The 26,361-nt window shown below is 63.3% G+C and carries 26 protein-coding genes; 13 read left to right on the top strand and 13 right to left on the bottom strand.

The features are described from left to right. Positions 1 to 9: 9 nt before the first annotated feature. From AC0MRV_RS15260 to AC0MRV_RS15245, 4 genes are all read right to left on the bottom strand, one after another. On the bottom strand, positions 10 to 729 hold the full coding sequence (locus tag AC0MRV_RS15260) for a prepilin-type N-terminal cleavage/methylation domain-containing protein (protein ID WP_472765357.1): 720 nt from the start codon (positions 727 to 729) through the stop codon (positions 10 to 12). An 8-nt stretch (positions 730 to 737) separates the two neighbouring features. Beyond that, positions 738 to 1,352 (bottom strand): hypothetical protein, encoded by a 615-nt coding sequence (locus tag AC0MRV_RS15255; RefSeq protein ID WP_472765356.1) that lies wholly within the window; start codon positions 1,350 to 1,352, stop codon positions 738 to 740. Positions 1,353 to 1,580: 228 nt separating this feature from the next. Next, positions 1,581 to 2,252, bottom strand: coding sequence for a response regulator (locus AC0MRV_RS15250; protein ID WP_472765355.1), 672 nt, complete (start codon positions 2,250 to 2,252; stop codon positions 1,581 to 1,583). Further along, on the bottom strand, positions 2,249 to 3,487 hold the full coding sequence (locus AC0MRV_RS15245) for a sensor histidine kinase (protein WP_472765354.1): 1,239 nt from the start codon (positions 3,485 to 3,487) through the stop codon (positions 2,249 to 2,251). The genes AC0MRV_RS15250 and AC0MRV_RS15245 overlap by 4 nt, the downstream gene beginning before the upstream one ends. A 126-nt stretch (positions 3,488 to 3,613) precedes the next feature. On the opposite strand from AC0MRV_RS15245, the gene metG reads away from it, so the two are divergent. The 3 genes from metG to menD are packed head-to-tail and all read left to right on the top strand — an operon-like array spanning position 3,614 to position 8,307. After that, positions 3,614 to 5,140 (top strand): methionine--tRNA ligase, encoded by a 1,527-nt coding sequence (gene metG / locus AC0MRV_RS15240; RefSeq protein ID WP_472765353.1) that lies wholly within the window; start codon positions 3,614 to 3,616, stop codon positions 5,138 to 5,140. A gap of 21 nt (positions 5,141 to 5,161) precedes the next feature. After that, positions 5,162 to 6,583: an isochorismate synthase gene (locus AC0MRV_RS15235; protein WP_472765352.1), complete on the top strand. Its 1,422-nt coding sequence runs from the start codon at positions 5,162 to 5,164 to the stop codon at positions 6,581 to 6,583. Then, positions 6,580 to 8,307 (top strand): 2-succinyl-5-enolpyruvyl-6-hydroxy-3-cyclohexene-1-carboxylic-acid synthase, encoded by a 1,728-nt coding sequence (menD, locus tag AC0MRV_RS15230; protein WP_472765351.1) that lies wholly within the window; start codon positions 6,580 to 6,582, stop codon positions 8,305 to 8,307. The genes AC0MRV_RS15235 and menD overlap by 4 nt, the downstream gene beginning before the upstream one ends. Positions 8,308 to 8,318: 11 nt before the next feature. Here menD and AC0MRV_RS15225 read toward each other — a convergent pair whose 3' ends face one another. Genes AC0MRV_RS15225 through AC0MRV_RS15215 form a run of 3 tightly spaced genes read right to left on the bottom strand, consistent with a single transcriptional unit; the run spans position 8,319 to position 11,580 of the window. Further along, a complete protein-coding gene (locus AC0MRV_RS15225; protein WP_472765350.1) occupies positions 8,319 to 9,188 on the bottom strand; it encodes an SMP-30/gluconolactonase/LRE family protein in 870 nt (289 codons plus the stop codon). A gap of 18 nt (positions 9,189 to 9,206) precedes the next feature. After that, positions 9,207 to 9,638: a GNAT family N-acetyltransferase gene (locus AC0MRV_RS15220; protein WP_472765349.1), complete on the bottom strand. Its 432-nt coding sequence runs from the start codon at positions 9,636 to 9,638 to the stop codon at positions 9,207 to 9,209. A gap of 46 nt (positions 9,639 to 9,684) precedes the next feature. Further along, entirely contained in the window at positions 9,685 to 11,580 is a 1,896-nt protein-coding gene (locus AC0MRV_RS15215) for a potassium transporter Kup (RefSeq protein WP_472765348.1), read from the bottom strand. A gap of 112 nt (positions 11,581 to 11,692) precedes the next feature. Between AC0MRV_RS15215 and menB the strand changes: the two genes are divergently transcribed. From menB to AC0MRV_RS15200, 3 genes are all read left to right on the top strand, one after another. Beyond that, positions 11,693 to 12,529 (top strand): 1,4-dihydroxy-2-naphthoyl-CoA synthase, encoded by an 837-nt coding sequence (menB, locus tag AC0MRV_RS15210; protein ID WP_472765347.1) that lies wholly within the window; start codon positions 11,693 to 11,695, stop codon positions 12,527 to 12,529. A 15-nt stretch (positions 12,530 to 12,544) separates the two neighbouring features. Then, positions 12,545 to 12,991: a GatB/YqeY domain-containing protein gene (locus AC0MRV_RS15205; protein WP_472765346.1), complete on the top strand. Its 447-nt coding sequence runs from the start codon at positions 12,545 to 12,547 to the stop codon at positions 12,989 to 12,991. Between the two features lie 220 nt (positions 12,992 to 13,211). After that, positions 13,212 to 14,294, top strand: coding sequence for a hypothetical protein (locus tag AC0MRV_RS15200; protein ID WP_472765345.1), 1,083 nt, complete (start codon positions 13,212 to 13,214; stop codon positions 14,292 to 14,294). Positions 14,295 to 14,415: 121 nt separating this feature from the next. Here AC0MRV_RS15200 and AC0MRV_RS15195 read toward each other — a convergent pair whose 3' ends face one another. Then, positions 14,416 to 14,610, bottom strand: coding sequence for a hypothetical protein (locus AC0MRV_RS15195; protein WP_472765344.1), 195 nt, complete (start codon positions 14,608 to 14,610; stop codon positions 14,416 to 14,418). 346 nt (positions 14,611 to 14,956) lie between these two features. Between AC0MRV_RS15195 and AC0MRV_RS15190 the strand changes: the two genes are divergently transcribed. Then, positions 14,957 to 16,069, top strand: a complete 1,113-nt coding sequence (locus AC0MRV_RS15190; protein WP_472765343.1) for an amidohydrolase family protein — start codon at positions 14,957 to 14,959, stop codon at positions 16,067 to 16,069. Positions 16,070 to 16,137: 68 nt separating this feature from the next. Next, complete coding sequence (gdhA, locus tag AC0MRV_RS15185) at positions 16,138 to 17,487, top strand: NADP-specific glutamate dehydrogenase (protein ID WP_472765342.1); 1,350 nt, start codon at positions 16,138 to 16,140, stop codon at positions 17,485 to 17,487. Between the two features lie 7 nt (positions 17,488 to 17,494). On the opposite strand, the gene AC0MRV_RS15180 is transcribed toward gdhA, so the two are convergent. The 5 genes from AC0MRV_RS15180 to AC0MRV_RS15160 form a co-directional block, all read right to left on the bottom strand. Further along, complete coding sequence (locus AC0MRV_RS15180; protein WP_472765341.1) at positions 17,495 to 18,802, bottom strand: APC family permease; 1,308 nt, start codon at positions 18,800 to 18,802, stop codon at positions 17,495 to 17,497. Positions 18,803 to 18,825: 23 nt separating this feature from the next. Continuing rightward, positions 18,826 to 19,215, bottom strand: a complete 390-nt coding sequence (locus tag AC0MRV_RS15175; protein WP_472765340.1) for a type II toxin-antitoxin system death-on-curing family toxin — start codon at positions 19,213 to 19,215, stop codon at positions 18,826 to 18,828. After that, positions 19,212 to 19,442 carry an AbrB/MazE/SpoVT family DNA-binding domain-containing protein gene (locus AC0MRV_RS15170; protein ID WP_472765339.1) on the bottom strand — a complete coding sequence of 77 codons (231 nt, stop codon included), beginning with the start codon at positions 19,440 to 19,442 and terminating at the stop codon, positions 19,212 to 19,214. The genes AC0MRV_RS15175 and AC0MRV_RS15170 overlap by 4 nt, the downstream gene beginning before the upstream one ends. A gap of 66 nt (positions 19,443 to 19,508) precedes the next feature. Further along, the gene (gene ffh, locus AC0MRV_RS15165) at positions 19,509 to 20,894 is read right to left on the bottom strand and encodes a signal recognition particle protein (protein ID WP_472765338.1); all 1,386 of its coding nucleotides are present in this window, start codon (positions 20,892 to 20,894) and stop codon (positions 19,509 to 19,511) included. Between the two features lie 101 nt (positions 20,895 to 20,995). Next, positions 20,996 to 21,415: a response regulator gene (locus AC0MRV_RS15160; protein WP_472765337.1), complete on the bottom strand. Its 420-nt coding sequence runs from the start codon at positions 21,413 to 21,415 to the stop codon at positions 20,996 to 20,998. A gap of 117 nt (positions 21,416 to 21,532) precedes the next feature. Here AC0MRV_RS15160 and AC0MRV_RS15155 point away from each other — a divergent pair, with 117 nt between their 5' ends. The 5 genes from AC0MRV_RS15155 to AC0MRV_RS15135 are packed head-to-tail and all read left to right on the top strand — an operon-like array spanning position 21,533 to position 26,355. Beyond that, positions 21,533 to 22,021, top strand: a complete 489-nt coding sequence (locus AC0MRV_RS15155) for an Lrp/AsnC family transcriptional regulator (protein WP_472765336.1) — start codon at positions 21,533 to 21,535, stop codon at positions 22,019 to 22,021. 18 nt (positions 22,022 to 22,039) lie between these two features. After that, positions 22,040 to 23,233 carry an aminotransferase class I/II-fold pyridoxal phosphate-dependent enzyme gene (locus AC0MRV_RS15150; RefSeq protein ID WP_472765335.1) on the top strand — a complete coding sequence of 398 codons (1,194 nt, stop codon included), beginning with the start codon at positions 22,040 to 22,042 and terminating at the stop codon, positions 23,231 to 23,233. A gap of 23 nt (positions 23,234 to 23,256) precedes the next feature. Then, positions 23,257 to 24,756 carry a ribosome biogenesis GTPase Der gene (gene der, locus AC0MRV_RS15145; RefSeq protein ID WP_472765334.1) on the top strand — a complete coding sequence of 500 codons (1,500 nt, stop codon included), beginning with the start codon at positions 23,257 to 23,259 and terminating at the stop codon, positions 24,754 to 24,756. Next, positions 24,746 to 25,735: a methionyl-tRNA formyltransferase gene (gene fmt, locus AC0MRV_RS15140; RefSeq protein WP_472765333.1), complete on the top strand. Its 990-nt coding sequence runs from the start codon at positions 24,746 to 24,748 to the stop codon at positions 25,733 to 25,735. Before der ends, fmt begins: the two co-directional genes overlap by 11 nt. 41 nt (positions 25,736 to 25,776) lie before the next feature. Continuing rightward, complete coding sequence (locus tag AC0MRV_RS15135; RefSeq protein ID WP_472765332.1) at positions 25,777 to 26,355, top strand: LysM peptidoglycan-binding domain-containing protein; 579 nt, start codon at positions 25,777 to 25,779, stop codon at positions 26,353 to 26,355. The last annotated feature ends 6 nt before the right edge of the window (positions 26,356 to 26,361 follow it).

Below are 26,361 nucleotides of genomic sequence, written 5' to 3'. Positions count from 1 at the left end.
GCGATCGTTCTACCCGCGGGGGGAGACCGTAAAATTGTAGGTGTTGGTCGCGCGCCGCATGAGGTTGCCGTCGTGAAAGATCTTACCTTTCACCATGATGCTGCGATCCCGAAAGTTGTAGAACAACTTCCCATCGGCCAGACCCTGGGAAAGCTCGATGACCTGAGGGTGCGTGTTGGCGGTGTTCGCTGCCGGGAGGAGGTCCCAAATGTCGCCGGAGGCCCCATTGGGAAAGTCTGATTCAAAACGGCGCACCGGACCTTCGCTGTCGGGGTCCTCGGAATCGGCCGGGGCGCGGAAGTAGCCCACCAAACGTTGAATCGATGTGCTGTCGTCCGGATCGGTGAAAACCAACAGCAGAAAGTCGCCGGAAAGACCGTCATTCACTGAAGCGTCGACCGTGACCGTTTCAAAACCGTTCTGGGAATCGCCCACTTCCATCGTCTGGGTTCGGGTGGAGAACGAGGGGAAGATCATGAAGTAGTTCGCGTAGGCCGCGTTCTCCGTCATCTCGCTGGTAAACGTCCGAATATCCCGGTTCACCAGCAGCTTGCCCATGTCGTAGTGGTAAGTGTTCAGGCTTTGCAGCAGGAAGGTCAGCGAACCGACCGCCACCACCGACGTGAGTGAGAGCGTGAACAGCACCTCGAACAGGGTGAAGCCGCGGCGAGCCTGGGCCGTGCGCGGTCCTGGTGTGCCTTGGTGCTTTGGCATCGATTGCGGCGACATGGCGGCGTTCAAAAGGTCGGGACCACCGAGCGAATGGTGGTGATGCTGTCGACATTTGCGCGACTAATGCCGCCGTTGTTAAAGCTCCACGTATAAACAATCCGAATACAACGCGCGGGGCCGACCCCGGAGGCGGTGCTATCCATGGGGGTCACCCAGACCCACAGGTGCATTTGCAGATCGTCGTCGGGATTGTCGGGCGTGTCGTTGATGTCGATCAACTTGTAGTTGTCGACCAAGCCGGAGATGCTGGGCACGACGCCGGGGGTGATGGACGAGGGCAGCAGCGGCGCGCAGGATGAAATCTGCAGCGGGTCCATGGTGTCGGAGTCGAGCTGGGTATAGATCGTGGGGTCCGATGTCGTGGCAGAGCCCCGCATGAGGGTGGAGCCGCTGTAGTAGGGGACCTCCCAAAAATCCATGTTCTTCATCTGCTCCAAATACCCCTGAATCACCGTCGTGGCGGAGTTTTGGAAAACGCTTCCTTCGGTCATGCGGCGGGACTGCACAAACGCGCCCAGCGTGCCGGCAAAAACAACCGACATCACCGTAAGGCCGAGCGCCAGTTCGATGAGCGTCGAACCGCGGGTGGCGGACTTAGGATGATTGGCGGGAACGGACATAAAGCGAGTAGGCCCTAAGGGCATGGGGTAATATCCCCAAAAGGGCCTGCAAGCCCAAGCCGAATCTCCTTCGTGATAACTCACCTGATACCTACGTAATTGTGCCTAGGGTCACGCACTAGTCAGGCCTAAAGTAGCCTGCAATACGCTGGCAATAAGGCGGTTCGGTCAGTTCTGCGCCTGCCGGAGCCAGGCGAGGCCGACGTTAAGAAGCGGCCTGCAATCCGCCTACTGGGTTTGCCGTGCCTGAGACTGGGCGTAGAGGGCCGCGGCCTGGGTTCGGCGGGTCACGTGCAGCTTCTCAAACACCGTGCTGAGGTAGTTCTTTACCGTCTTTTCCGCCAAGCCCAGATCCATCGCGACTTCCTTGTTGGTCTTGCCCTCCGCAATGAGCGCCAACACGCGACTTTCCTGCGGGGAAAGGCTGTCGATCAGAGACCGAGTCGACGGCGTGTTGGAGCGAACCAAAGACAGCACCCGGGCGGTGATGGCGGGGTCGAGAATGGATTTGCCGGCCGCGATGTCGCGGATCGCTTCAATCAAGGCGTTGCCGTTGATCTCCTTCAGCAAATAACCGTGCGCACCGGCGCGGATCGCGTTGTCGACCATCTCTTCGTCGGCGACGGACGTCAGGATGAGCACGCGCGTATCCGAGTTGGAACGACAGATCGTGCGGCAGGCATCGAATCCGGTGCCGTCCGGCAGCCGAATGTCCAGAATGACCACGTCGGGACGGTGTGCCGCGACGGCTTCGAGACCGGTGGCGACGTCGCGGCCTTCGCCAAGGACCTTGATGGCCGGAGAGGCACTGAGCAAGGCGCCCAGGCCTGCGCGCACCACCTCGCTGTCGTCGACGATGACGACACTTACCGGTTTGGGCGCAGGCGTTGAGGCAGTCATGATTCGGATACGGCCGACCAAAGAACGCGGATGACGGTTCCTTCGCCGGGGGCGCTGGAGAGGTGAAACGACCCGTCCGCACGTTCGGCGCGCGCACGCATGTTGGCAAGCCCGTGGCCGCCGCCGCGCGCCTGATCCGGTGCGAAGCCGGCGCCGTCATCGCGCAACGACAGCTCCACCCCCGATGTGCTGGGCGCGAGCGCAATCCGCAATTTGCGGGCGCCGCCGTGGCGCAACGCGTTGCTCACCGCCTCCCGCAGGATCTGCATGGTTTCGGTGAGTTGGAGGTCCGACAGGGCCGAGGTTGCGGCATCGTCGACGGTGATTTCCGATTCGATGGGGCGGCCCGCGCGCAGTTCTTCCACGATGTCGGCGAGCGCCTGGGCGAGCGATTCCCGGCGCACCTGTCGCGGGGAGAGACCGGCGATGTAGGAGCGGATGTCGGCGATGGTCCGATTGATGAGCTCAAGGGCGCCCTCGAGACGGGCGGCGGACTGCGCGGGTTCGGTCGGCGCGAGTTGCTGGGCGGCCTGCAGGGTCAGACCGGCGGCGTAGAGCGACTGAATCACGCCGTCGTGCAGATCGCGCCCGATGCGGATTTTTTCCTCCAGCGCGCGGTTCAAGAGTTGCAAGCGTTGACGGGCTTCGGCCTCGGCGCGAACCCGTTCGTCGCGAGCCTGATCGAGCTCGGCCTGTTGGCGCAGATTGTTGCGGGCCAGCAGGGAAAGGCTGCGCATGTCACGTTCCCGGGAGACGAAGGGGGACCGCGTTTCGCGATCCCGCAGCGGACGCACCCCCACCGCAAAAACCAGCGCGGCCATCAGCACCAAAGCAAACACCCCCAGAGCGAGAATGACCCGTTGCAGCAACCGATGGATGCGGCTGCCGGCGGCGGCCGGGTGCTCGGCGACCAGCCAGCGCCCGTCGGGCAATTCGACCAGAAGCTGATAGAACGGCCCGAAGGAATCGGTCCCATCCCCGGGAGGCGCCGCCAGCACCGCGAGCTCTGAACCAGTGACCGCGGAAAGCTGCCGGAGCCGGGCCTCGGTCCATTCGTCGTCCGTCCCGCCGGTCAACTCGATGGCGGCTTGCAGCTGTTCCCGTAGGTCGACTTGGGCGGCGCGCACGATGTGGGCCTCCTGCTGCTTGAGCCAGGTCTGGGCGCCGAGACCGACCGAGATCAGCACGAGCAAAACGACCACGGAAAAGGTCAACAGGCGGGTGAGGGGAGACATCGGGAAAAGTGGCCGTCGCTTGCGATCGCGCGCGGCGCGGCCGTCCTAGGAGGTGGCAGCCCGGGAAACGTTCGTCAAAACCTTCGACAACGGTGCCGCGGCCGCTTTCGTTGGCAGACTCTCTCCATGAAGACCTTCTACATCACGACCGCGATCGACTACGTGAACGGTTCGCCGCACCTGGGCCATGCCTACGAAAAGGTGCTGACGGACGTTATTGCCCGATTCCGCCGCCTGATGGGAGACGACGTCTATTTCCTCACCGGCACCGACGAGCACGGCCAAAAGATCCAGCAGAGCGCGCGCGCCAAGGGCATCGAGCCGCAGGCCTTCGTCGACAGCATTGCGCCCCAGTTCATCGAGATGTGCGCCAAGCTCAACATCTCGAACGACGACTTCATCCGCACCACCGAGCCGCGCCACAAGCAGGTTGTCTGCGAGCTGCTGCAGCGACTCTACGACAAGGGCGAAATCTACAAGGCCGAATACAAGGGTTACTACTCCACCCGCCAGGAGCAGTTCCTGCAGGAGAAGGATCGGCACGAGGACGGCTCGTGGCCGGAGATCTTCGGCGAGGTCACGGAGATCACCGAGTCGAACTACTTCTTCAAACTCAGCGCCTATCAGCAGTGGCTCATCGACCACATCAAGGCCAACCCTGACTTCATCATCCCACGCTACCGGGCGAAGCAGGTGCTCGAGTTTCTGTCCGAGCCGCTCAATGATCTCTGCATCTCCCGCCCGAAGGATCGGCTCGAGTGGGGCATCCCGCTGCCCTTCGATCCGGAGTTTGTGACCTACGTCTGGTTTGACGCGCTCACCAACTATTACTCGGCCGTCGCCGACAAGGAGGGCATCTGGCCGGCCACCTTCCACGTGATTGGCAAGGACATCCTCGTCCCGCCACACGCGGTGTATTGGCCCATCATGCTGCAGGCCTCCGGCATCCCCGTGCCCAAGTCGATCCTCGCCCACGGCTGGTGGTCGATCAACGGCGCCAAGATGTCCAAGAGCACCGGCAACTTCGTCGAGCCGATCGAGTTCGTCGACAACTACGGCGTCGATGCGCTGCGCTATTTCCTCATCCGCGAAATGAGCGTGGGCCAGGACAGCGATTTCTCCCTCGACCAGTTTCTCGTGCGTTACAACAGCGAGCTCGCCAACAACCTCGGCAACCTCGTCAACCGCACGCTCAACATGACCAATCGCTTCGCCGACGGCGTGATCCCGGCCGTCGCCGACGAGGGTGAACCCGAGGCCGCCCTGCGGGCCCTCTGGCCGCAAACGCGCGACGAGGTCATCGGGCTGTATCAGGAATTTCAATTCAACATGGGGCTCGAGCGGGCCTTTGCCTTCATCACCGCCACCAACGCCTACATCGAACAGCGCGCGCCGTGGAAGCTCGGCAAGTCCGAGGACCCGGCCGATCAAGCCCTCCTGCGCACCTCGCTGGCCACGATGGCCGAAGCGCTGCGTCTGGGCTCGTCCCTGCTCAAGGCGGTCATTCCCGGCTCGGTGGAAAAGATCTACGGCGTCTTGGGCCATGTGGCCGAAGGCGAGTGGGCGGGCGAACTCGAGTGGGATCATCGCCTTTCCGGCAACGCCGTGGAAAAGACCTGCATCCTGTTCCCCCGGCCGGACAAAAAGGCCTGAGTTTCTGCGTCGTCGTTCGCGATGAAAGTCCTGCCGCTGCAGCCCGCTGACCACGCGACGCCGGAGGCGCTGCAGGCTTTTCTCGCGCAATGTCAGGCCGCGGCGCAAAGCGACGGGCGCGAGCGCCTCGTGAGCATCAGCATCACGGTGGATGCGCTCGATCCGCTCGCGGTGCTGGAGGCGATCTACGAGCCGGGCCAATTGCATTTTTATGCCGAGCATCCGTCGGACGCCGCCGCGATCGCCGGCGCCGAAACCGCCGCGCATTTTGCGACCGACGGCGATGATCGCTTCCTGCGACTGCAGGCGTGGGCCGACGACCTTTTCGATCGCACCATCGCGGTCGGTCCGGTGAATGCTCCCTTCGGTGGTCCGCACATTTTCGTAGCGGCGGCGTTTCAGACTCAGACTGAACCTGGTGAACCATTTCCCGCGCTCACCGCCTTTGTGCCACGCTGGCAGGTGGCCCGAGCCGGCGACGTGACCACGGCGGTCGCCAACGTGCCGGTCGCGCCCGACGCCGATCTCGCGGCCTTGGCCGAACGGGTGTGGCGGGCGCACGCCCGTTTTGGTGGTTTCAGTGTCGCCGGCGCCGCCGGCACACCGTCGCGCGAACCGCAGCATTGGACCCGCGTCGAATCCTCCGATTACCGCCGCACCGTCGCCACCGGCCTCGAACACATTGCCGCCGGCGAATTCGAGAAAATCGTGCTGGCCCGCGCCGTCGATTTGCAGGCCGATACCGCCTTGCACCCGCTGCAAGTTCTGGACGGTTTGCGCGAGCGCTTCCCGGACTGTTTTGCCTTCTCCGTCGCCAACGGGCGCGGTGACAGCTTCATCGGCGCGAGCCCGGAACGCCTTGTGCGCGTGAGTCAACGCGTGCTGGAGGCCGATGTGCTGGCCGGCACGACGCGGCGCGGTCGTGGGGCGGTCGATGACGCCGCGGCGGGCGCGCAGCTGCTTGCCAGCGAAAAGGACCGGCACGAACATCAGCTCGTGCTCGACTCGGTGAAGCGACGTCTCGAGGCCCTCGGGCTGACCCTGAATCATCCCGCATCACCGGGCCTGCGCAAGCTGGCCAATCTGCAGCACCTGCACACGCCGGTGCGGGCGGAGCTCCCGGACGGTATCCGCTTGTTGGATGCGGTGGCGCAACTGCACCCGACTCCGGCCGTGGGTGGTTCGCCGCGCGAAGCCGCCGTGGCGGCCATTCGCGATTTGGAAGGGTTCCCTCGCGGCCTCTACGCCGGCGCCATTGGTTGGATGAACGCGCGGGGCGGGGGAGAGTTCCTCGTCGGAATTCGCTCCGCGTTGGTGCACGGCGACCGGGCGCGACTCTACGCCGGCGCCGGCATTGTGGCGGGCTCGACTCCCGACAAGGAGTTTGCCGAAACCGAGCTCAAGGCCCAAGCCCTTCTCAACGCCCTGCAACCCCTGCGATGAGCACCCTCGATTTTCGCAACCTCAACAGCCTGTGGAGCTCCGTGCTCGTCGAAACCTTGGTGCGTTGCGGTCTGCGCTCGGCGGTCGTCTCGCCGGGCTCACGTTCGACGCCGCTCACGCTGGCCCTGGCGGCTCATCCGGAAATCGACGCCGTGCCGGTGCTCGACGAGCGTTCGGCCGCATTCTTCGCCCTGGGGCAGGCCCGGCGACAACATCGCCCGGTTGTGCTGGTGTGCACCAGCGGCAGCGCGGCCGCCCATTATTTTCCGGCCATCATCGAGGCGCATGAAACGGGCACGCCGCTCATCGTCCTCACGGCGGACCGTCCCCCGGAACTGCGCGATTGCGCGGCGGGCCAGACGATTGATCAGCAAAAGCTCTACGGGTCCTATGTGACCTGGTATCACGAGCTGGCGGTGCCGGAGCCGCGCATCGAGTTGTTGCGCTATCTGCGTCAGACGGCTCGCCAAGCCTGGACCCGCGCCGCCGCGAGCGGGCCGGTTCATCTCAACGCGCCGTTTCGTGACCCGCTGCCGCCGTTGCCCGATGGCGGTGAGGCGGAGACCTTGCGTGCGATGGTCGATGACGACTTCTTCGCGCAGCCGGCGGCGCCGGAGCTGCGCCCGGGTGGGCTCGTGCTGCATCAACGCGGGACGCCAGCGCGGGGCTTGATTGTGGCGGGACCGGCCATGCCCGAGGATCCGGCGGCCTATGCGGAGGTGGTGGCGAATCTGGCTCGCCGGACCGGTTGGCCGATTCTGGCCGACGTGCTGTCACCACTTCGCCAATACGCACCGGACGACGTGGTCGTGGTTTCGGCCTACCATGCCATTTTGCGCAACGAGCGACTGGCCCGCGAGCTCACGCCGCGCATGGTGATTGCGCTGGAGGCGTGGCCCACCAGCAAGGAGCTGCGGCAATGGCTCGAAATGTCGCAAGCCGAGATGCTGATGATTTCGCCGCGCGCCGGCAGTCACGACGCGATGCACGGCAAAACCCGGGAGATCGAAGCCGCGGTCACGGCGCTGGCGATCGAAGGCAATCCGCCGGTCGACGCAGCCTGGGCGGGCGCTTGGCGGGATGCTGAAACGCAGATGCGCGGAGCCCTCGACGACTGGTTCAACGAGGCGCGCGAATCGATCTTTGAGGGCGAAGTGGCCTGGCGATTGGCGCGGCTACTGCCGGACGGGGCCGCGCTCTGCGTCGCCAACAGCATGCCGGTGCGTGACCTCGAATATTTTTGGCCCACCAGCCGCCGGGGCCTGCAGGTGTTCTCCAGCCGCGGTGCCAACGGCATCGACGGCACGATTTCGACCGCCATGGGCATCGCGCACGGGCAGGATGGGCCGACGGTTCTGCTCACCGGTGACCTGGCTTTTCTGCATGACAGCAATGGCCTCCAGATTGCGGCCGACCTGCGGGGCAGTCTCACCATTGTCGTGATCAATAACAACGGCGGGGGAATCTTTGGCCACTTGCCCGTCGCGCAATTTGACCCGCCTTTTGAGCGCTACTTCTCGACGCCGCCCAGCATGGACCTCGGTGCCTTGTGCGCGGGCCATCGGGTCGCGCAGCGTTTGGTGGAAACGAGCGACGATTTGGTGGCCGCGTTTACCAGCCTGCCGGCGGAGGGAGTGCGAGTGATCGAGGTGCGCACCGATCGGCGCGCCGACGTCGCGACGCGCAAACGCCTGTTTCGCGAGCTGCCGCGGCAGCTCGGTTGAATTGCGCTCGCTCAGGGCTGCCAGCGGTAGGCGCGCACGAGGTTGTCCTTCATCAACGGGATAAGCAGCAGCTGCTGGTCGATGACGTATTCGTGATCGGCGGTGCCTTGCACAAGGGTCATCAGCAGAGTCGACTTGCCGGCGGCGGAGACCTGTTTGACGTCACCCGTCAGCCAGTCGGTCACGGTGTAACCGCCGAGGCCATCCGGCTCGATGCCATCGATGTGGGCGATGTGTTCCTCACCGATGCGTGTGATGCCGCGATCGCGGTAGCTGACGGCGGAGAGGTGGCCGAGTTGTTCGACGCCGTCGCCGTCGCGCCACGACCAACCGCCGAGGAGCAGCCGGTCGGCTTCCGCCCGCAGTCCATTGAGGCCGCCGGTGAAGCCGGTGTCGATGTCGACCCACGGTTCGAAGCGACCGGCGTGGAGGCGATAGATTTTCTTCGCTGCGGAGCTGAAAACGTAGACGTTGCCGTCAGGGTCGGCGGTGCAGTCGTTGAAGCTGGCGCCGTCGCCGTTGCTCGGCGCGTGATGCGCGGTCAGCTTGCCCGTATCGAGGTCGATCTCGTGCATCGCATGGTCGTCGCCAACGTAGAGATTGCCGTTGGCGATCGCGAGGCCCTTGGGGTTGTCCAGGCCGGTCACCCACTTGGCGTCGAGCAGTTCCCCGGAGGCGCCCACGCGACTGATGAAACCGTCGTGTTCGACCTGGCCCTCGCCCCAGGTGCCCATGTTGGACACGTAGAAACAATTCCGCTGGTGATCATACACGATCGATTCCGGCCCGGCGAAACCGTCGGTTTCCCACAACAGTTCAGGTGCGGCGGCGAAGGAGCAGGACGCGACCAGCGCGGCGACGGAAAGCAGGGAAGACTTCATGGGACAACGGGGTGGGGGTTAGCGGACCGAGAGATCCTTTTGGAGCACGACCAAATCGTCGCGGGAGCGCCAATGGGTCGAGTGCCAGAATGCTTTACCTTCATCGTTGTGGGCGAAGAGGTGCAGGGTCACGCGCGGGATGCGCAGCCGTTTGAAGCGCTCGAGGGCTGTGTCGACCAGACGCGTGCCGATGCCGTGGCCCCGCCGATCCGCGGCGACCGCAAGGTGGTAGAGAAATGCCCGCCGCCCATCATGCCCACCGAGGATGGTGCCGATGAGTTGGCCGCCGGACTCGGCCACGAAGCTGCAGCCGGGGTTGCGGAGCAGGAATTCCCGCAAGGCATCGGGGGTGTCGGATTCGCCCAGCCCGATGCCTGAGCAGCGCAACCAAAGCGCGAGGGCATCGGAGAGGTGGCCGGTGGTGAAGGGACGCAGGGTAACAGGCTCCATGCCGGGAGAACGGCCGACGGTGCCGCGCGCGCAAGGCCCGCCCGGCCTACAACTGAATCGGCAGCCCGATCTCGATGATCTGCGTCGGCAGGATGGCGTAATAATCCTTCACCGGCCGGGCGTTGCGGCTGAGGAAGGAATACAGGGCCTTTTGCCACTCGAACATCCGGGCGTTGCCGCCACCGATGATCATCTCGCGATTGAAATAGAAGGTCGTGGCCTGCGTGCTCACGTCGACGCCCTGGCCGCGGATGCGTTCGCACAGGTTGGCAACGTTGGGCGACTCCATGTATCCGTAGCGACCGATGGCGCGCCACACGCCTTGGCCCTTGTGCTCGAGCGTCATGCGCTCGTCCTCGGGCACGGTCGGCACCTCCTCGGTGAGAATCGTGAGAAGCACGACCGTCTCCTGCAGGCACTTGTTGGCCTTCAAATGGTGGAGCAAGGCGAGGGGAGTGCCGCGCGGCGTGCCGACCATGAACACGGCGCTGCCCGGCACGCGCACGATGTGGCTGCTCTTGGCGATCTCACTGAGCTCGATACCGTGGATGGCTTCGCCGTAGACCTTTTCCTGAATCTCAAGGCGGCCGGTCTTCCAGGTGATCATCACCGCCAGCAGGGTGAGGCCCAGCGCGATCGGCAGCCAGCCGCCGTCGAAGAACTTGGGCAGATTGGCGAAGAAGAAACCAAGGTCGATCGACCAGAACGCGACGCACATGAGGGCCGCCGGGAGCACGCTCCATTTCCATTTTCGCGTCGCCACAAAAAAGAGCGCGAAGGTCGTCACGGCCATGGTGCCGGTGACCGCGATGCCGTAAGCGGCGGCGAGGGCCGAGGAAGACTTGAACAAGAGCACGGTCGTGATCGAGCCGATCGCCAACGCGAAATTGACCAAGGGCACATAGATCTGGCCGCGCTGCTCGGCATTGGTGTGGAGCACCTTCAAACGCGGGAAGTAGCCCAATTGCATCGCCTGGCGAATAAGCGAATAGGTGCCGGAAATGAGCGCCTGGCTGGCGATGATGGCGGCAAACAAGGACAGCACGAGCAGGCCACCGCGCAACACGCCCTCCGGCGCTAGCGATAGAAACGGGTTATGGGTGTCCGCCGGATGCGCGATGACGTAGGCGCCTTGGCCGAAATAGTTCAGGGTGAGCCCCGGCAGCACCAAACCATACCAGGCCCGCAAAATGGCCTGCCTGCCGAAGTGGCCCATATCCGCGTAGAGCGCCTCGACGCCGGTGATCGCAAGCACGACCGAACCGAGGATTTTGGTGACGCTCTCCGGATGGTGCGTGAGCAGTGACACCGCGTGCATCGGGTTCAGTGAACCGAGCACCTCGGGGGCATCGAAGATGCGCATCAAGCCCAGCAACCCGAGCGTGGAAAACCACACCAGCATCACCGGACCAAACAGCGCGCCGATGGTGTGCGTGCCGCGTTGCTGCACCCAGAAAAGGCCCACCAGAATCGCGATGCAGATCGGGATGATGTAGTCGCTCGCCGCCGGCATGATAACCTGCAGACCCTCCGTTGCGCTGAGCACCGAGATCGCCGGCGTGATGACGCCCTCACCGCAAATCATGGCGGCGCCGACCAACACAATCACGACCGCCGGCGTGATGCGTTTGCTGGCTCCGGGCGTGCGGTCCATCCCGCCGAGCGCCAGGAGGGCGAAAATACCGCCTTCGCCGCGATTGTCGGCGCGCATCACCACCGTCGCGTATTTGACGCTCACCACCAAAAACAGAGACCAGAAAATCAGGGACAGAACGCCGAATACGCCCGACGCCCGCTCCTCCACCGGCAGGTGTTCGATCGATTCACGCAGCGCATAGAGCGGGCTGGTTCCGATGTCGCCAAAAACGACACCGAGTGCGCCGATGGCCAGGCCGATACGAAGCCCCTTTTCGGAGCCGGAAGGCGGATGCGCTGAACTCATGAAGTGCGGCATGCATGAGGGAGGATCTCCGACGGTCCAAGCGGATTCTTGCGCCGGCCACGGGTCGATCGTGCCGGTTGACGCGAGGGAAACGACCCGCACTGTGAGCCGCATGAGTCTCCCCAACTGGCAGATCGTCAAAGACTACAAGGACATCCTCTATCACAAGGCCGACGGCATTGCGAAGATCACGATCAACCGCCCGCACAAGCGGAATGCCTTTCGTCCGGAGACCGTTTTTGAACTGCACGAAGCCTTGATTGACGCGCGCGAAGACACCTCGGTCGGGGTCGTGCTGTTGACCGGTGCCGGCCCGCACACGGATGGGAAATATGCGTTTTGCGCCGGCGGTGACCAAAGCGTGCGCGGCCACGCCGGATATGTGGGGGCCGACGGCATTCCGCGCCTCAACATTCTGGATGTGCAGAAGCTCATCCGCTCGATGCCGAAAGTCGTGATCGCGCTTGTCGCCGGTTACGCGATCGGCGGCGGCCACGTCTTGCATATCGTCTGTGACCTGAGCATCGCGGCCGACAACGCCATCTGCGGTCAGGTTGGGCCGAAGATGGGCAGCTTCGATGGCGGCTTCGGTTCGAGTTATTTGGCGCGCATTGTGGGACAGAAGAAGGCCCGCGAAATCTGGTATCTGTGCCGCCAATACAATGCCGCCGAGGCCTTGGAGATGGGTTTGGTCAACACCGTCGTGCCGATCGCTGAACTGGAGGCCGAGGGCGTGAAATGGGCCCGCGAGATTCTCGGCCACAGCCCTTTGGCGATTCGTTGCCTGAAGGCGGCGTTCAATGCGGACGTCGACGGCCAATCCGGGCTGCAGGAACTCGCCGGCAATGCGACGCTGCTTTACTACATGAGCGAAGAGGCCAAGGAGTTTCATTCGGCGCAGCGTGAGAAGCGCCAGCCCGACGCTCGCAAGTTCCCCTGGTTGCCCTAACAAACTCAACTTTCCATGACGCTCTACGAAACCCTCCGTTCCGACATCATCACCGCCATGAAGGCGCGCGAATCCGACAAGGCGACCGCGCTGCGCACCGCCGACGCCGCGATCCAGCGCGCGGCGATGGACACCAACGCCGAGATCAACGACGAGTTGGTCGTGGCCACCCTGCGCAAGGCGGTGAAGAATCTCAGCGATGCCAATGTCGACTTTGCCAAGGCGGGGCGCACGGATCTGGTGGAGGCCAACGATCGCGAGATCGCCTTGTTGGAGGTCTACCTCCCGGCGCAGATCACCGGCGACAAGCTCGCCGCCATCGTCGAAGCGGCGATCGCCGAGACCGGTGCATCCAATCGCGCGCAGATGGGCCAGGTCATGGGCGTGTTGAAAAAGCACCCCGAAGCCGGACTCATCGACTTTGGTGCGGCGAGCAAGATGGTGCAGGCGAAACTCGCCTAAGCTCCCGTCTTCATCACCGAAGTGGGCCTGTTTAGGCCCATCTCCCGGAGGGTTTCCCGGGCATTGCCCGGGGAATCTACCTCAATTGCAAGCGAAAGGCTAAAGCATGTGGGGGGCGTCACGATAGATGGCGCAAGTTTTCTAATTCACGAGCACTTGGCGGATCTGGCCTTTCGCTGAGTCGACGCAAGCGATGCACTCATCGATTCAATCTAGGCCTGTGCCTGCACCAGCAGCCGCTCCGGGGAAATCCGGACCGAAGCGTCACCGCTTTGGCATTATCTCCCCCAGTCGCAGTCTGGGTTATTCGCTGCAGTTCATCTGCAAGGTCTACTGTGTCCCGCACACGATCTTTGAATCGGCCGAGGTGTTCCGTTCCGGGGGACTCGAGCGCACCCTCAAATCTTGCACGGCGCTGCTGGTCGACCTCCAGGGAGAAAACGGCGAACGCAACCATGGGTTACTGCGCGAGTTGGTCCGGGACCGTCGCCTCGATGGGATTGAGACCATCGCGCTGGTATCATCCAACCAACGTCTCCGCCTCCCCGGTGTGCGCGAGGTGCGGCTTACGACCGCAAGTTTTCAACTGAACGTCGGGGAGTTCGACGCGATCATCTCACGCTGGAAACATGAGGATGCGCGTCCTCAGATCCTGCCGGCCTACCGGGAGCTCCTGCGACGTGGCAGCAAGGAGGTGGAACTGCGGGTCGATGGACAACACCACTTCTGGCAGAAACTGGCGGTCCTCGACTCGGATCCGTTGTTCAACAACGTCATTCGCCACCTCTGCGTCCGTCTCGGTTACACTTATGCGCCCTACCGGAGTCCACGGGCATTGGTGCGGGACATCGCGAGCGGCATGCAGTTTGCCCATGTGATCATCGATCAGGCCTTCGATTACGGGGGCGCCAGTGAGGTGGACCCCTCCCTTATCCTCAGTGCCGCCGCCGAACTAAGACACCGCGGCACGGGCGCCGCGGGCGGCACGCCGTCGCTGGATGCACTCGCCGGCCATATTTTCACCGCACCGGAAATTCTGGCGCAACGCTTGAGCAAGGTGAACCTGCTCTCCGTGCACGACCAGATCACCCGCATCCTGCCGTCCATTCCGGGCGTTGGGGAAGTCGACCGGATGTATCCGTCGAATCCCCTGCTGGTGAACATCAGCGACTTCGCCCGTCGTCTCGACCCGACCGTTCGAATCATGGCGACGGGCACCACGATTCCCCGGAACTTGAGTTTAAACGCGGCCGATGCTCCCGCCGTCGAGCGGCCGTGGATCTCGCAACAAAAAATTGCCTGAATCAGATCCGCCCTGGCTCTCACCCGGTCGGAAGCTCAGTTGGAGGCACAAAAAAGACCGGGACACCGTTGGCGTCCCGGTCGAGGGAATGGGTCTACAACACGAAAAAGGGAGGGGGGGATCAGGCCGCCGGGCGGGTCGGCGTCTGCAGCACGTAAATGTCGGCCACCGGTGATTCGGTGAGGGCCTTGACGCGGTTGCGCGGAGTAAACACCGCCGGGCGCTTCGGAGCCTCAAGCTCGAAAGGGATGACGGGGTTGTTGTTCAGCCAACGATTAAACTTGGTGCGGGGGTTGGTTTTGGTGGCGAAGATCATGACTGAGGAAGGATTGAAGGCTGGTGTTTGCGGGGCGCAGTGCGCACGGCCATCGCGATCCATTGGCTGTGAAACTCCCGGGTGGTGATCTTTCCATCCCGCCACGCCGCCGTGAGGGAGTTCCGGTTCACAGGCCGGGGAGCAAGATCGTTTGGGTTACGTTTCATCGGTGGAGGATCGCGAAGATCGTGGCGCTTACTCTGTTTTCATCGGTGCGTTGCGGCGGAAATTTAGCCCGAAAACGTGCCCGCGGCGGGGCGAGGCGGAGCTTAACGCCGACCTGGGTGCAAGCGGGTCGCCGGGTTTGGCGATTGCGAGGGAGACGGCGCGTCCCAACCTCCGGGCCATGCGACCCTTTGCCCCCTTCAACCGTCCAGTTGGCCTCGCCGCGCTCGTCACCGCCTTGACCGTCGCCCCTCTGGGGGCTCAGGAGATGAGTTTTGAGGACTATGATCCGCATTCGATGCTGGTCGTGCCGGAGCACCACGTGACGCGGGCCAAATTCCCATTCGTGGATGCTCACAACCACCAGTGGGGACCGCGCCTTTCCGCCGAAGTGGTCGACGAAACGGTGGCCGACATGGACAAGCTGAACCTGGCCGTGATGGTCAACTTGTCGGGCGGCAGCGGAGATCGCCTCAAGGTCGTCCTGCGGGCCTCGAAGGATCGCTACCCGTCGCGCTTCGCAATCTTCGCCAACCCGTCCTTCGACGGAATCGACGATCCGGATTACCCGGAGCGCACGGCGGCCCAGTTCGAGGCGGACGTGAAGGCCGGTGCCCAAGGGCTGAAGATTTTCAAGAATCTCGGCATGCATGTCTTTGATGCCGCCGGAGAGCGCGTGCGGGTGGATGATCCCCGGCTCGATCCCCTTTGGGCCAAAGCCGGTGAGCTCGGGGTGCCCGTGCTCATCCACACCGGTGATCCGGCCGCGTTCTGGTTGCCGCACGACAAACACAACGAACGCTGGCTTGAGCTCAAGGAACGGCCGCGCCGCAAGCGGGAAGGGGAGCCCACCTTCGACCAGTTGACGGAGGAACAAGTGAATGTCTTCCGGAAGCATCCGGGGACGACCTTCATCGCCGCCCACTTCATGTGGTTGGCGGCGGATCTCGACCGGCTTTCCGCCTACCTGGACGAGTGTCCCAACGTCGTCACCGAACTCGGTGCGGTGATTTACGACCCGGCCCGCCAACCGCGACGTGCCCGGGCGTTTTTTGAGAAATACCAGGACCGGATTCTCATGGGCAAAGACAGTTGGGCGCCGACGGAATACTACACCTATTTCCGCGTGCTGGAGACCGCCGACGAATACTTTCCCTACTACCGGAAGCGCCACGCCTTCTGGCGCCTCTACGGCCTGGATTTGCCCGACTCCATCCTGCGCAAGGTCTATTTCGAAAACGCCCTGCGGGTGATTCCCGGTATCGATCGCGCCCTGTTTCCCGACGCGGAATAAACCTCCCCGCTTTCTGCTCTACAATCCACTGACGAGCTGCTGCCATTTGGCAGCCCCATATTCGCGCCGTGGATACTCCGCAAAACCCCTATCTGGCCGAGGTCTGGCAGACTCTCGCCAACCGCAACGCCAACGATCGCCTGTTTCTGCAGGCCGCGCATGAAGTGATCGAATCACTTGAGCCGGTCCTGGCGGAAAACCCCGACATTGCTCAGCTCGGCATCGTCGAACGTCTGTGCGAACCGGAACGCCAGGTCATGTTTCGCGTCGCGTGGATGGACGACCAGGAACGCGTGCACGTGAATCGGGGTTTCCGGGTTGGGTTCAGCAGCGCACTCGGCCCCTACAAGGGCGGCCTGCGTTTTCATCCCTCGGTGCGACTCGACACGATCAAGTTCCTTGGCTTCGAACAGATCTTTAAGAACAGCCTCACCGGGCTGCCGATCGGCGGCGGCAAGGGCGGTGCGGACTTCGACCCCAAGGGGAAGTCCGAGACCGAAATCATGCGCTTTTGCCAAGCCTTCATGTCCGAACTCTTCCGCTACGTGGGTTCCCAAACCGACGTGCCGGCCGGGGACATTGGCGTCGGCGGTCGGGAGATCGGGTATCTGTTTGGCGAATACAAAAAATTGACCCAGCGTCACGAGCTGGGCGTGCTCACCGGCAAGTCGGCCTCCCTTGGCGGCTCCTTGGCGCGCACCGAGGCCACCGGGTTTGGCACGGTCTATTTCGCCCGCGAGATGATGCGGGCCGCCGGCGAAGACCTGAGCGAAGGGCGCGCGGTGGTTTCCGGTTCGGGCAACGTGGCCCTTTATTGCATCAAAAAGCTGCAGGACCTGGGCGTGACGGTGGTGGCCTGCTCGGATTCCGGTGGCACGGTCGTCGACCCGGACGGCCTCGATTTCGACTGCCTCCGCCTGCTCAAGGAAAAGGAGCGCAAGCGCCTGAGTGAATACCCGCGGCTGCGGCGCCGGGCGGAGTTTCATCCGGGCAAAAAGCCCTGGTCGATCGGCTGTGATTTCGCCTTTCCGTGCGCGACGCAAAACGAGCTCGATGAGGAGGATGCGAAGGCCTTGGTCAAAGGCGGCTGCAAGCTCGTGGCCGAGGGGGCCAACATGCCCTGCACCCCGGAGGCCGTGGCCGTGCTGCGCGAAGCCGGCGTGCGCTTCGGTCCGGCCAAGGCGGCCAACGCCGGCGGGGTCGCGGTGTCTGCGCTGGAGATGCGGCAGAACGCGTCGCTGGAGTCCTGGACCTTCCAGCAAGTCGACGAAGAGTTGCAGCGCATCATGGCGTCGATTCACCAAAGTTGCCGAAACTTCGCCGACCGTTACCGGCGACCGGACGACTATGTCTTCGGCGCCAATGTCGCCGGCTTTGTGCGGGTGGCCGAGGCCGTGCGGGCCTACGGCGTGACCTGATCCGGTCTCACCGCGTTCGCTGGTATTTCAACGCCACCGCGTAGGCGAGGGCGCCGACCACCACGAGCGCGAAGGCAAACAGGGCCTCCTGCGGTTGCGATTTGGCGATGTAGATGAGGCTCCACAGGGTCAGGCCCAGGAACACCAGCGGCGGCAGCGGATACAGCCAGGTGCGGTAGGGGCGCGGGAGGTCCGGCTGGCGGCGGCGCAAGACGAAGATGCCAAACACCGCAAACAGCGTGTTCAGGCTGAGCACAAAACTGGAAAACAACAGGATGCTCTGGAACGACGACACCAGGACAAAGATGACCGCGAGGCCCGACTGCACATAGATGGCCAACGCGGGAATGCCGTCCTCGTTCTTTTTCGCCAAACGGCCAAAGAGGGCGAAGTCCTCGCCGATAACCTGAAGCACGCGCGGTCCCGCGATCGTCATCGCGCTTACCGTGGAGATGAGCAGCAGCGAGAGCACAAAGCTGATGGCCGAGGCGCCGGCTTCGCCGAAGACATGTTGCGCGGCGATGTAGCCGACCTCGACCTTGCCGACCATGGCGTCGATTGGCGCGACGAGCAGAAAGGTGAAGTTGAGCGCCACGTAGAGCACCATCACGGTGAGCGTGCTGGAAATCAGGATACGCGGCAGGTTGCGCTGCGCATCATCGACCTCGTTGATGAGGTAGGTCACCGAGTTCCAGCCGGTGTAGGCGTAGTTCACGTAGATGAGCGACACGGCAAACGCGCCGCTGATCATCAGGGATCCGTCCCCCGCGCTGGGGAGGAAATGCACCGGCTGCACCTCGCCAACCATGATGCCGCACAACAGGCAGAACCCGATGATGAGCGAGATCTTCACCGCCGTGAACACGCTTTGGAAATTGCTGCTGCTGCGGCGGCGACCGGTGTGCGCCACCGTGACCACGGCGATGAGGGCCACCGCCAGCCATTGGGCGTTGAGACCGGGAATCGCGGCGGAAAGGTAGCTGCCAAAGGTGATCGCCGCGAGCGACACCGGCGCGGCGAAACCCACCGTCGCCGACACCCAGCCGGAGATGAATCCGATGCCGGGGTGGTAGATGCGGCTGAGGAAATTGTATTCGCCGCCGGAGCGCGGCAGGGCCGCCCCGAGCTCGGCGTAGGTGAGGGCGCCGCAGAGTGCGGTGATGCCGCCGACGACCCACAGCATGATGAGCACGAAACCGGACTGAATATCGATCAGCTGGTAGCCGAGGGACGTGAAAACGCCCGTGCCGATCATGTTCGCAATGATGACCGCCGAGGCGATGGCGGGTTTGTAGGTGGTGCGGGTGCTGCTCATGCGGCTGGAGCGGGATGTAGCGATTAGCGCGCCGGTTGCGAGTTTTCTGCCAGCCACGTCGCAAAACCCGCCTCGTCCAACTCGCCGGCGGCCAGCGCCAGGGTCTTCAGCACCGCGTCGACTTCCGACCCGGTGAAGGTGTGGCCGTTGGCTTCCAGAAAGGTGACTGCCGACAGAAATGCGATACGCTTGTTGCCGTCGAAAAACGGATGGTTCTTGGCCAGACCGAAAGCGTAAGCCGCAGCCAAGTCGAAGATCCCAGGCTGTTCGTAGGCTGCACGGTTCTGCGGTCGGCGCAGCGCGGAATCTAGCATGCTTTCATCGCGCACACCCTCGAGTCCGCCGAATAGACTCAGAGATTGTTCGTGTAGGGCCAGCTCGACTTCTTTGAGAAGCCAGGTCGGCGGCTTCACTTCGCCAGCTCCCGAAGCGCGTTGCGGTAGCGTTTCATCAAATCCTGACCGATAGCCAGTTGGCGGCCGAATTCCTCATCCCCCGCCGTGATGCGCAGTCCGCCATCCGGCGCTTTAGTCAGGTAGAGCGCCTGACCTTCCTCCACTTGGAGTTCCGCCAAAGCCTCCTTGGGCAGGATGACGCCGAGGGAGTTGCCGATCTTACGAACTTTGGTGGTGTAGGACATGCAGGGAATAACGGATGTTATAACGCCAATGGCCAGATCGCTCTGCGGCTCCGGAAGGGAGCAATCCTACCATTTGCCCAGCTTGCCGCCGCCACCGCCGAGTCCGGGCATCCCGGGCATGCCGCCGGCGTCGCCCATGGCCTGCATGCGCTTCATCATCTTCCGGCCTTTGGAGCCCTTCATCATCTTCATCATCTTCTGCATCTGCTGGAACTGCTTCAGCAACTGATTGACTTCGACGACCTTGACCCCGGCGCCGTTGGCGATGCGCATGCGGCGACTGCCATTGAGAATCTGCGGATTGCGGCGTTCTTTCAACGTCATCGAGAGGATGATGGACTCCGTCCGTTTCATCTGCCGATCGTGGCTGTCATCGAGCTGCACATTGTTCATGCCCGGAAGCATGCCGACGATGCTCTGCATGGAGCCCATCTTCTTCACCTGCTGCATCTGGGCGAGGAAGTCCTCCAGGTTGAAGTCGGCTTTGCGCAGCTTCTCCGCCATGCGCTCGGCTTCCTTCTCGTCGATGTTCTCCTGGGCCTTCTCGACGAGCGAAACGACGTCGCCCATGCCGAGGATGCGCGAGGCGAGACGGTCGGGATGAAAGGGTTCAAACTCCTCCACCTTTTCGCCGAGACCGACAAATTTGATGGGCACGCCGGTGATCGACTTGATCGAAAGCGCGGCACCGCCGCGGGCGTCGCCGTCGAGTTTGGTGAGAATGAGACCGGTGAGGCCCAAGGCCTCGTGGAAACTCTTGGCGACATTGACGGCCTCCTGGCCGAGCGCGCCGTCGGCGACGAGGATGATCTCGTCCGGCTGCACGGCCTCGCGCAGGCGTTTCACTTCCTCGATCAGGTCTTCGTCGATTTGCAGCCGACCGGCGGTGTCGAAGATGACCAGATCGGCCTCGCTCGCCTTGGCCGCCGCGAGACCGGCGCGACCGATGGCGGGCACATCCTTGGACGCGCGGTCGCAGGTGAACCCAAGTTCGTTGGCCTGCGCGAGGATCTCGAGCTGATCGATGGCCGCCGGGCGGTAGATGTCGCAGGCCACGAGGTGAGGGGCGTTGTAACCCTTTTTCTTGAGCAGGCGGCCGAGCTTGGCGGTCGAGGTTGTTTTACCCGAGCCGTGGAGGCCTACCATCAGGACCTTGAGCGGCTTCTTCGGATTGAGCTGGGTTTCGCCCTCGCCGAGCAGTTTGACCAACTCGTCGTGGATGATTTTGACGATCTGCTGGCCGGGCGTGACGCCCTTGAGCACCTCTTGGCCGACCACTTCCTCGCGCACCTTGTCGACAAACTGGCGCGCCACCTTGAAGTGAACGTCGGCGGAGAGCAGGGCCGTGCGCACCTCCTTGAGGGCATCGGCCATGTTTTCTTCGCTGAGTTTGCCGACCCCGCGCAGGTTGCGCAGGGCGGAGGAAAGTTTGTCGCTGAGGGTTTCGAACATGCGGAAGGAAAGGGTCGAAACCGCAGAGCTAAGAAAGCCCGCCGCCCAATTCCAACTCCCAATCTGCGCCGCCCCCGCGCAAATACGTCAGGCGTTCGCGCTCAGTCGCCGCCGGCGCCCAGCGCCACCGAAATGCTGCGGTGCGGACGGTTGCCAAGCAGTCCCTCGATCTTCGCTAGCACGTCCTTGGCCTCGTAGGGTTTCAGGATGTAACCGTTGGTGCCGTTGACGACGAGCTCTTTGACCACGTCGCGGTCCTTGTTGCCGCTGCACACCACAATGAGCATGTTGCTGTGCACGCGGCTCTTGCGGATGCGCTTGACCAGATCGAGTCCGCCCACGATCGGCATGTCCAGGTCGGTGATCATCATGTCATAGGGATCTTCGTCCGGATCGCTCAGGTGCCACCAACCGGCCGCGCCGTTGTCCACCACGGTGGTCTGCCAGGAAACCTTGGTTTCCAGGATTTGGGTCAAAATATCGCGACTGGCCGGTTCGTCTTCTACTACGAGGATCCTCATGGTGGGAAAGGGATGGGTGCTGGTTCTGGCCATCGGTCGCCGACCGGCCGGCTTTAGCGGCATTCGCCGTTTATTCGCTGGAAAAATGTAAAAGCGGCCCGAAGATGGCCGGTCCCTATGAATCCTGTTCTCAAGCTGTTACTCGAAGGCGGTAGCCTCTCCACCGCGCAGATCGCGCAAGTGGCGGGCCTTTCCGAGGCCGAAGTCGAACAGCACCTGGAGCAGCTGAAAAAAGATAAGATCTTACTCGGCTGGCGTCCGGTGCTCGATTTGTCGCGCGAGGCCGCAGCCGAAGCAGCCGTCGAGGCCGTGATCGAGGTGCGCATCACGCCGGAACGCGAAGGGGGCTTTAACCGTCTCGCGCAACGCATCAGCCGCTTCGACGAGGTTCACACCTGCATGCTCGTATCCGGTGGCTACGACTTGATGGTCATCGTGCGCGGTCGCTCCCTGCAGAGCGTCGCGGCCTTCGTCTCTGAAAAACTTTCCTCGATCGAGGGTGTCCTCTCCACCGCCACGCACTTCCTGCTGCGTTGCTACAAGGACCAAGGTTTCCTGCTCGAATCCGAGGAGGGCTCCAGCCACCGCCTCAACGTCGCGCCGTAACGCGCCGCCTCTTCTGCCATGCAAGCCAATCCCTCCAAGTGGGTGGCGGGACACGTTTCCACGCTACCCAAGAGCGGCATCCGCGATTTCTTTGAGCTCGTCGCCAAGATGAAGGGCGACGCTGACGTCATTTCCCTTGGCGTCGGCGAACCCGACTTCACCACGCCTTGGCACATCCGCGAGCACGCCATCTACGCGCTCGAAAAGGGCAAGACCTACTACACCTCGAACCTGGGCATGCCGGAGCTTCGCAAGGAGATCTCCCGCTACGTGGCCAAACACTTCGCGGTCGAGTATCGTCCGGAAGATCAGGTGATCGTGACCGTCGGCGTGTCGGAGGCCCTCGATCTCGCGTTCCGTGCCTTCCTCAATCCCGGCGACAAGGTCATGTATCACCAGCCGTGTTACGTGTCCTATCACCCGAGCATTCAGCTCGCGCACGGCGAGGCCATCGCGGTGCCGACCTACGCCAAGGACAACTTCGCCCTCACCGCCGAGGCCCTCGAGGCCGCCTGGCAACCTGGGGCCAAGATCCTCATGCTCAACCTGCCGTGCAATCCGACCGGCGGCACCTGTTCCCGTGAGCAGATCGAGCGCATTGCGGCCTTTGCCCGCGACAAGGACCTGCTCGTGCTTTCCGACGAGATCTACTCGGAGCTCACTTTCGAGGGCGAGCACGTCAGCATCGCGTCGCTGCCCGGCATGGCCGAGCGCACCATCTTTCTGCACGGTTTCTCCAAAGCCTTTGCCATGACCGGTTGGCGCATCGGCTACGCCTGCGGTCCGGCCGTCCTAATCGACGCCATGATGAAGGTCCACCAATACGCCATGATGTGCGCCTCGATCATCGCCCAGGAAGGCGCCCTCGAAGCCCTTCGCAATGGCGAAGAGGCCGTCGCCCGCATGCGCGAACAATACCATCGCCGGCGGGATCTGGTCGTCCGCCGCTTCAACGAGATCGGGCTCACCTGCCATTCGCCGCGCGGGTCGTTCTACGCCTTTCCAAACGTCGGCACGACCGGGTTGACGGAGAAGGCGTTCGCTGAAGGCCTGCTCCGGCAGGAAAAGGTGGCCGTTGTGCCGGGCACCGCCTTTGGCACCGGCGGCACGAACCACGTCCGCGCCTGTTTCGCCACTGGTTACGACCAGCTCATCGTTGCCTGCGATCGCATGGAACGTTTCATTTCCAACACCGGTTCGGCTTCCACGTAAGCCTCCTCATTCCTCCGTCTTCCATGCCACGCGCCGTCGCCATTGTAGGCCGCCCCAATGTGGGCAAAAGCCGCCTCTTCAACCGCCTTGTCGGGCGGCGCGTATCGATCGTGCACGACCAGGCCGGCATCACCCGTGATGTGATTTCGGTCGACGTCGCCGACGGAGCTTACACCCTGCTCGATACCGGCGGCATCGGCCTGGTTGGCGGCGAAAGCACCGCTGAACTCACCGCCGCGTCCGAACGACAAGTCGACTTCGCCATCGCGGCGGCCGACCTGATTCTGTTCGTCGTCGACGGCATCGAGGGGCTCACCGCGCTCGATACCCGCATTGGCCAGATGCTTCGCCGCTCCAAGAAGGATGTGCTGCTCGTGGTCAACAAAGCCGACTTCGATGACGAGAAGGTCGAGTTGGACGAAGTCTACCGCCTCGGGCTCGGTGAACCCTGCCGCGTCTCGGCCGAACATGGGCGAGGGGAGAGCGACCTGCGCGACGCGATCATGGAGCGCCTTGGGCCGGTCCCGGAAACTGCTGACGACGGCGAAACCAAGACCGCCGAGGACCCGCTCTGCGTCTGCTTCATCGGTCGGCCCAACGTCGGTAAATCCTCGCTCGGCAACCGCCTGCTCAAGAGCGATCGCCTCATCGTGAGCGCGACGCCGGGCACCACGCGCGATGCCGTGGAGCTGCCTTTCAAGTTCAAGGCCCGCAACGGCAAGCTGGTTGACTTCCGCCTCATCGATACCGCCGGCATCAAGGCGCAGACCAAACTCGCGTCGCCGGTCGAATACTTTTCCCGCCTGCGTTCGCTCGATGCCATTCAGCGCGCCGACGTCATCTTCATGGTGGTCGACGCCTTCGATGGCATCACTCAGCAGGACAAGGCCATCGCCGGTGAAGCGGTGAAGGAGAACAAACCCATCATCGTCGTGGTGAACAAATGGGACCTCGTGCTCGAGGCCTTCAAGCGCGGCGACGACTCGACCCGTTTCTACAAAGACGAGCGCGACTACCGCGAAAAATACGAGAAGGCGCTGTTTGACCGCCTGTTCTTCACGGCCGGTTCGCCGGTTGTGTTCGTGTCGGCGCTCGGTGACCACGAGATCGATCGCATGCTCAACACCGCGGTGAAGATCAACCGGGTGTTGGACACCAAACTGCCGACCTCGAAGCTCAATGCGCTGATGGAAGCCATGGTGCAAAAGACGCCGCCGCCCGCCATCGCCAACCGCCGCTTCAAGATCTACTACGCCACCCAGACCGGCAACCGCCCGTTCCGAATCCGTATCTTCTGCAACCGCGAGGAACGCCTGCCGGACAACTACCGCCGCTACCTCGAATCCAGCATCGTCAACGAGTTCGAACTCGGCGGCTGCCCGATCGTGTTCCAACTCGTCGGCAAGGAACGCCACAAGGACCGCGGGGGACACGGACCGCTCAAACCCAAGCGCGACCCGGCCGCCGACGCGCCGGAGTGGGGCGGGTTTCCGGATGACGATTTTGATACCCTTGAAGACTGACCGCCTGCGCATCGTCTTCATGGGCTCCGACGCGATCGCCTTGCCCATGCTCAACTGGTTGATCGAAGAGGGGGCCACCCATGCGGAGCTGGTGGCCGTCTTCACCCAGCCGGATCGCGCCGTGGGTCGGGGCCAAAAGGTCGTCGCTAACGCGATCAAACAATGGGCCCAGGCGCGCGGTCTGCCGGTGCATCAACCGGAGAAACTGACTAGCGACGCCCGCGCCACACTCGCGGGCTACGCTGCCGATGTCGCGCTCGTCATGGCCTACGGTCACATCCTCCGTGAGGCCTTCATCGACACCCCGCGGCTCGGCACGCTCAACCTTCACGCCTCGCTCCTACCCAAATATCGCGGCGCTTCGCCGATCCAAAGCGCGATCGCCAATGGCGAAACGGAAACTGGCGTCGCTCTGATGCGGATCGTGCGCGCGCTTGATGCCGGGCCGGTCGCCGATGTGGAGCGCGTGCCCATCGCGCCGCGCGACACCGCACTCGACGTCGAAGCCAAACTCGCCGCGGCCTGTGTTCCCCTCGTCGCGCGCGGCCTGCCGGCTTTGGCGGGGGGAAACCTTCACTTTGTCGAACAGGACCACCCGGCCGCGACCTTCTGCCGCCGCCTGGTCAAGACCGACGGCGGGTTGGACTTTGCCTCCCCGGCGGCCGAACTCGCCGCCCGCGTCAATGGCCTCTTCCCGTGGCCCAGCGTGCGCGTGGTGGTTCAAGGCCAGGACGTAAAACTTGGCCTGGCCGAGTCGAGCCCGACCCAGCCGGATGCAGTGGCTGGCACGGTGCTGGGCCTGAACACAGGTGCGCTCGAGGTGGCGACCGGGCAGGGCACCCTGCGGCTCCTTCAATTGCAGCGCCCCGGCGGTCGGATGATGCCCGCCACCGATTTTCTGCGTGGTTTCCCCGTGGATACGGGTTCGGTTTTGCCCTCGGCGCCGATGCCCGAACTCGTGCGGCAGGAATCGACTTAGCCGCTTGTTTTCGCGGGGGCTTTTACGCAAGCTGCGCGACCATGATTAAACCTGCGCTCATCGGTTTCCTATCCCTCGCGTTCTGCGCGGTGAGTTCGGCTCAATACCCCGCCCAAAACAACCTCGGCTCCCAGGTCGCCGGCCTGCGCGAAGACGTGCGCATTCTGGTGGAGCGCATCGGCCAGATGTCCCTGCGCATCGAACAGCTCGAGCGCGACAATGCCCGCCTGCTCAAGGCCACCGACGGCATCGACCGGACCTTCGCCACGGTTTCCCAGCTCAACGACGCCGTCGCCGAGCTCAACCAGCTCATCGCCCAAGGCGACAACACCTCGCGCGCCCAGGCCTCCAAGGCCATCGAGGAACTTGCCCGGCAGACCAACGCCGCCGTGGATTCCGTGGCCAAAGGTATGGCTGCCCGCGCCCAAGTGGCCGCGCCGACCTTCACCGACGATTTCCCCAAGGAAGGCATTCGCTACACCATCCAGAAGGGGGACACGCTTTCGAGCATCGCCTCGCGTTTTAAATCCACCATCAAAGACATCCAGAACGCCAACCGCATCACCGACCCCACCAAGATCCAGGTCGGCCAGACGCTCTTCATCCCCGGCGGTCAATAACCCCCT

The organism is Actomonas spartinae (genome assembly GCF_051209155.1).
Taxonomy (GTDB): Bacteria; Verrucomicrobiota; Verrucomicrobiia; order Opitutales; family Opitutaceae; genus Actomonas.
The sequence above is the reverse complement of the archived record's forward strand: the minus strand, read 5'-3'. Positions and strand labels throughout refer to the sequence as shown.

What these genes read in the sequence shown, in the direction of transcription:
- AC0MRV_RS15255 (WP_472765356.1), bottom strand. Translation starts at nt 1,352, where the DNA reads ATGTCCGTTCCCGCCAATCATCCTAAGTCCGCCACCCGCGGTTCGACG.
- AC0MRV_RS15225 (WP_472765350.1), bottom strand. Translation starts at nt 9,188, where the DNA reads ATGAAGTCTTCCCTGCTTTCCGTCGCCGCGCTGGTCGCGTCCTGCTCC.
- AC0MRV_RS15235 (WP_472765352.1), top strand. Translation starts at nt 5,162, where the DNA reads ATGAAAGTCCTGCCGCTGCAGCCCGCTGACCACGCGACGCCGGAGGCG.
- AC0MRV_RS15180 (WP_472765341.1), bottom strand. Translation starts at nt 18,802, where the DNA reads ATGAGCAGCACCCGCACCACCTACAAACCCGCCATCGCCTCGGCGGTC.
- AC0MRV_RS15250 (WP_472765355.1), bottom strand. Translation starts at nt 2,252, where the DNA reads ATGACTGCCTCAACGCCTGCGCCCAAACCGGTAAGTGTCGTCATCGTC.
- AC0MRV_RS15245 (WP_472765354.1), bottom strand. Translation starts at nt 3,487, where the DNA reads ATGTCTCCCCTCACCCGCCTGTTGACCTTTTCCGTGGTCGTTTTGCTC.
- AC0MRV_RS15135 (WP_472765332.1), top strand. Translation starts at nt 25,777, where the DNA reads ATGATTAAACCTGCGCTCATCGGTTTCCTATCCCTCGCGTTCTGCGCG.
- ffh (WP_472765338.1), bottom strand. Translation starts at nt 20,894, where the DNA reads ATGTTCGAAACCCTCAGCGACAAACTTTCCTCCGCCCTGCGCAACCTG.
- AC0MRV_RS15220 (WP_472765349.1), bottom strand. Translation starts at nt 9,638, where the DNA reads ATGGAGCCTGTTACCCTGCGTCCCTTCACCACCGGCCACCTCTCCGAT.
- metG (WP_472765353.1), top strand. Translation starts at nt 3,614, where the DNA reads ATGAAGACCTTCTACATCACGACCGCGATCGACTACGTGAACGGTTCG.
- AC0MRV_RS15215 (WP_472765348.1), bottom strand. Translation starts at nt 11,580, where the DNA reads ATGAGTTCAGCGCATCCGCCTTCCGGCTCCGAAAAGGGGCTTCGTATC.
- AC0MRV_RS15190 (WP_472765343.1), top strand. Translation starts at nt 14,957, where the DNA reads ATGCGACCCTTTGCCCCCTTCAACCGTCCAGTTGGCCTCGCCGCGCTC.
- der (WP_472765334.1), top strand. Translation starts at nt 23,257, where the DNA reads ATGCCACGCGCCGTCGCCATTGTAGGCCGCCCCAATGTGGGCAAAAGC.
- AC0MRV_RS15155 (WP_472765336.1), top strand. Translation starts at nt 21,533, where the DNA reads ATGAATCCTGTTCTCAAGCTGTTACTCGAAGGCGGTAGCCTCTCCACC.
- AC0MRV_RS15260 (WP_472765357.1), bottom strand. Translation starts at nt 729, where the DNA reads ATGTCGCCGCAATCGATGCCAAAGCACCAAGGCACACCAGGACCGCGC.
- AC0MRV_RS15170 (WP_472765339.1), bottom strand. Translation starts at nt 19,442, where the DNA reads ATGTCCTACACCACCAAAGTTCGTAAGATCGGCAACTCCCTCGGCGTC.
- AC0MRV_RS15150 (WP_472765335.1), top strand. Translation starts at nt 22,040, where the DNA reads ATGCAAGCCAATCCCTCCAAGTGGGTGGCGGGACACGTTTCCACGCTA.
- menD (WP_472765351.1), top strand. Translation starts at nt 6,580, where the DNA reads ATGAGCACCCTCGATTTTCGCAACCTCAACAGCCTGTGGAGCTCCGTG.
- AC0MRV_RS15195 (WP_472765344.1), bottom strand. Translation starts at nt 14,610, where the DNA reads ATGATCTTCGCCACCAAAACCAACCCCCGCACCAAGTTTAATCGTTGG.
- menB (WP_472765347.1), top strand. Translation starts at nt 11,693, where the DNA reads ATGAGTCTCCCCAACTGGCAGATCGTCAAAGACTACAAGGACATCCTC.
- AC0MRV_RS15205 (WP_472765346.1), top strand. Translation starts at nt 12,545, where the DNA reads ATGACGCTCTACGAAACCCTCCGTTCCGACATCATCACCGCCATGAAG.
- AC0MRV_RS15160 (WP_472765337.1), bottom strand. Translation starts at nt 21,415, where the DNA reads ATGAGGATCCTCGTAGTAGAAGACGAACCGGCCAGTCGCGATATTTTG.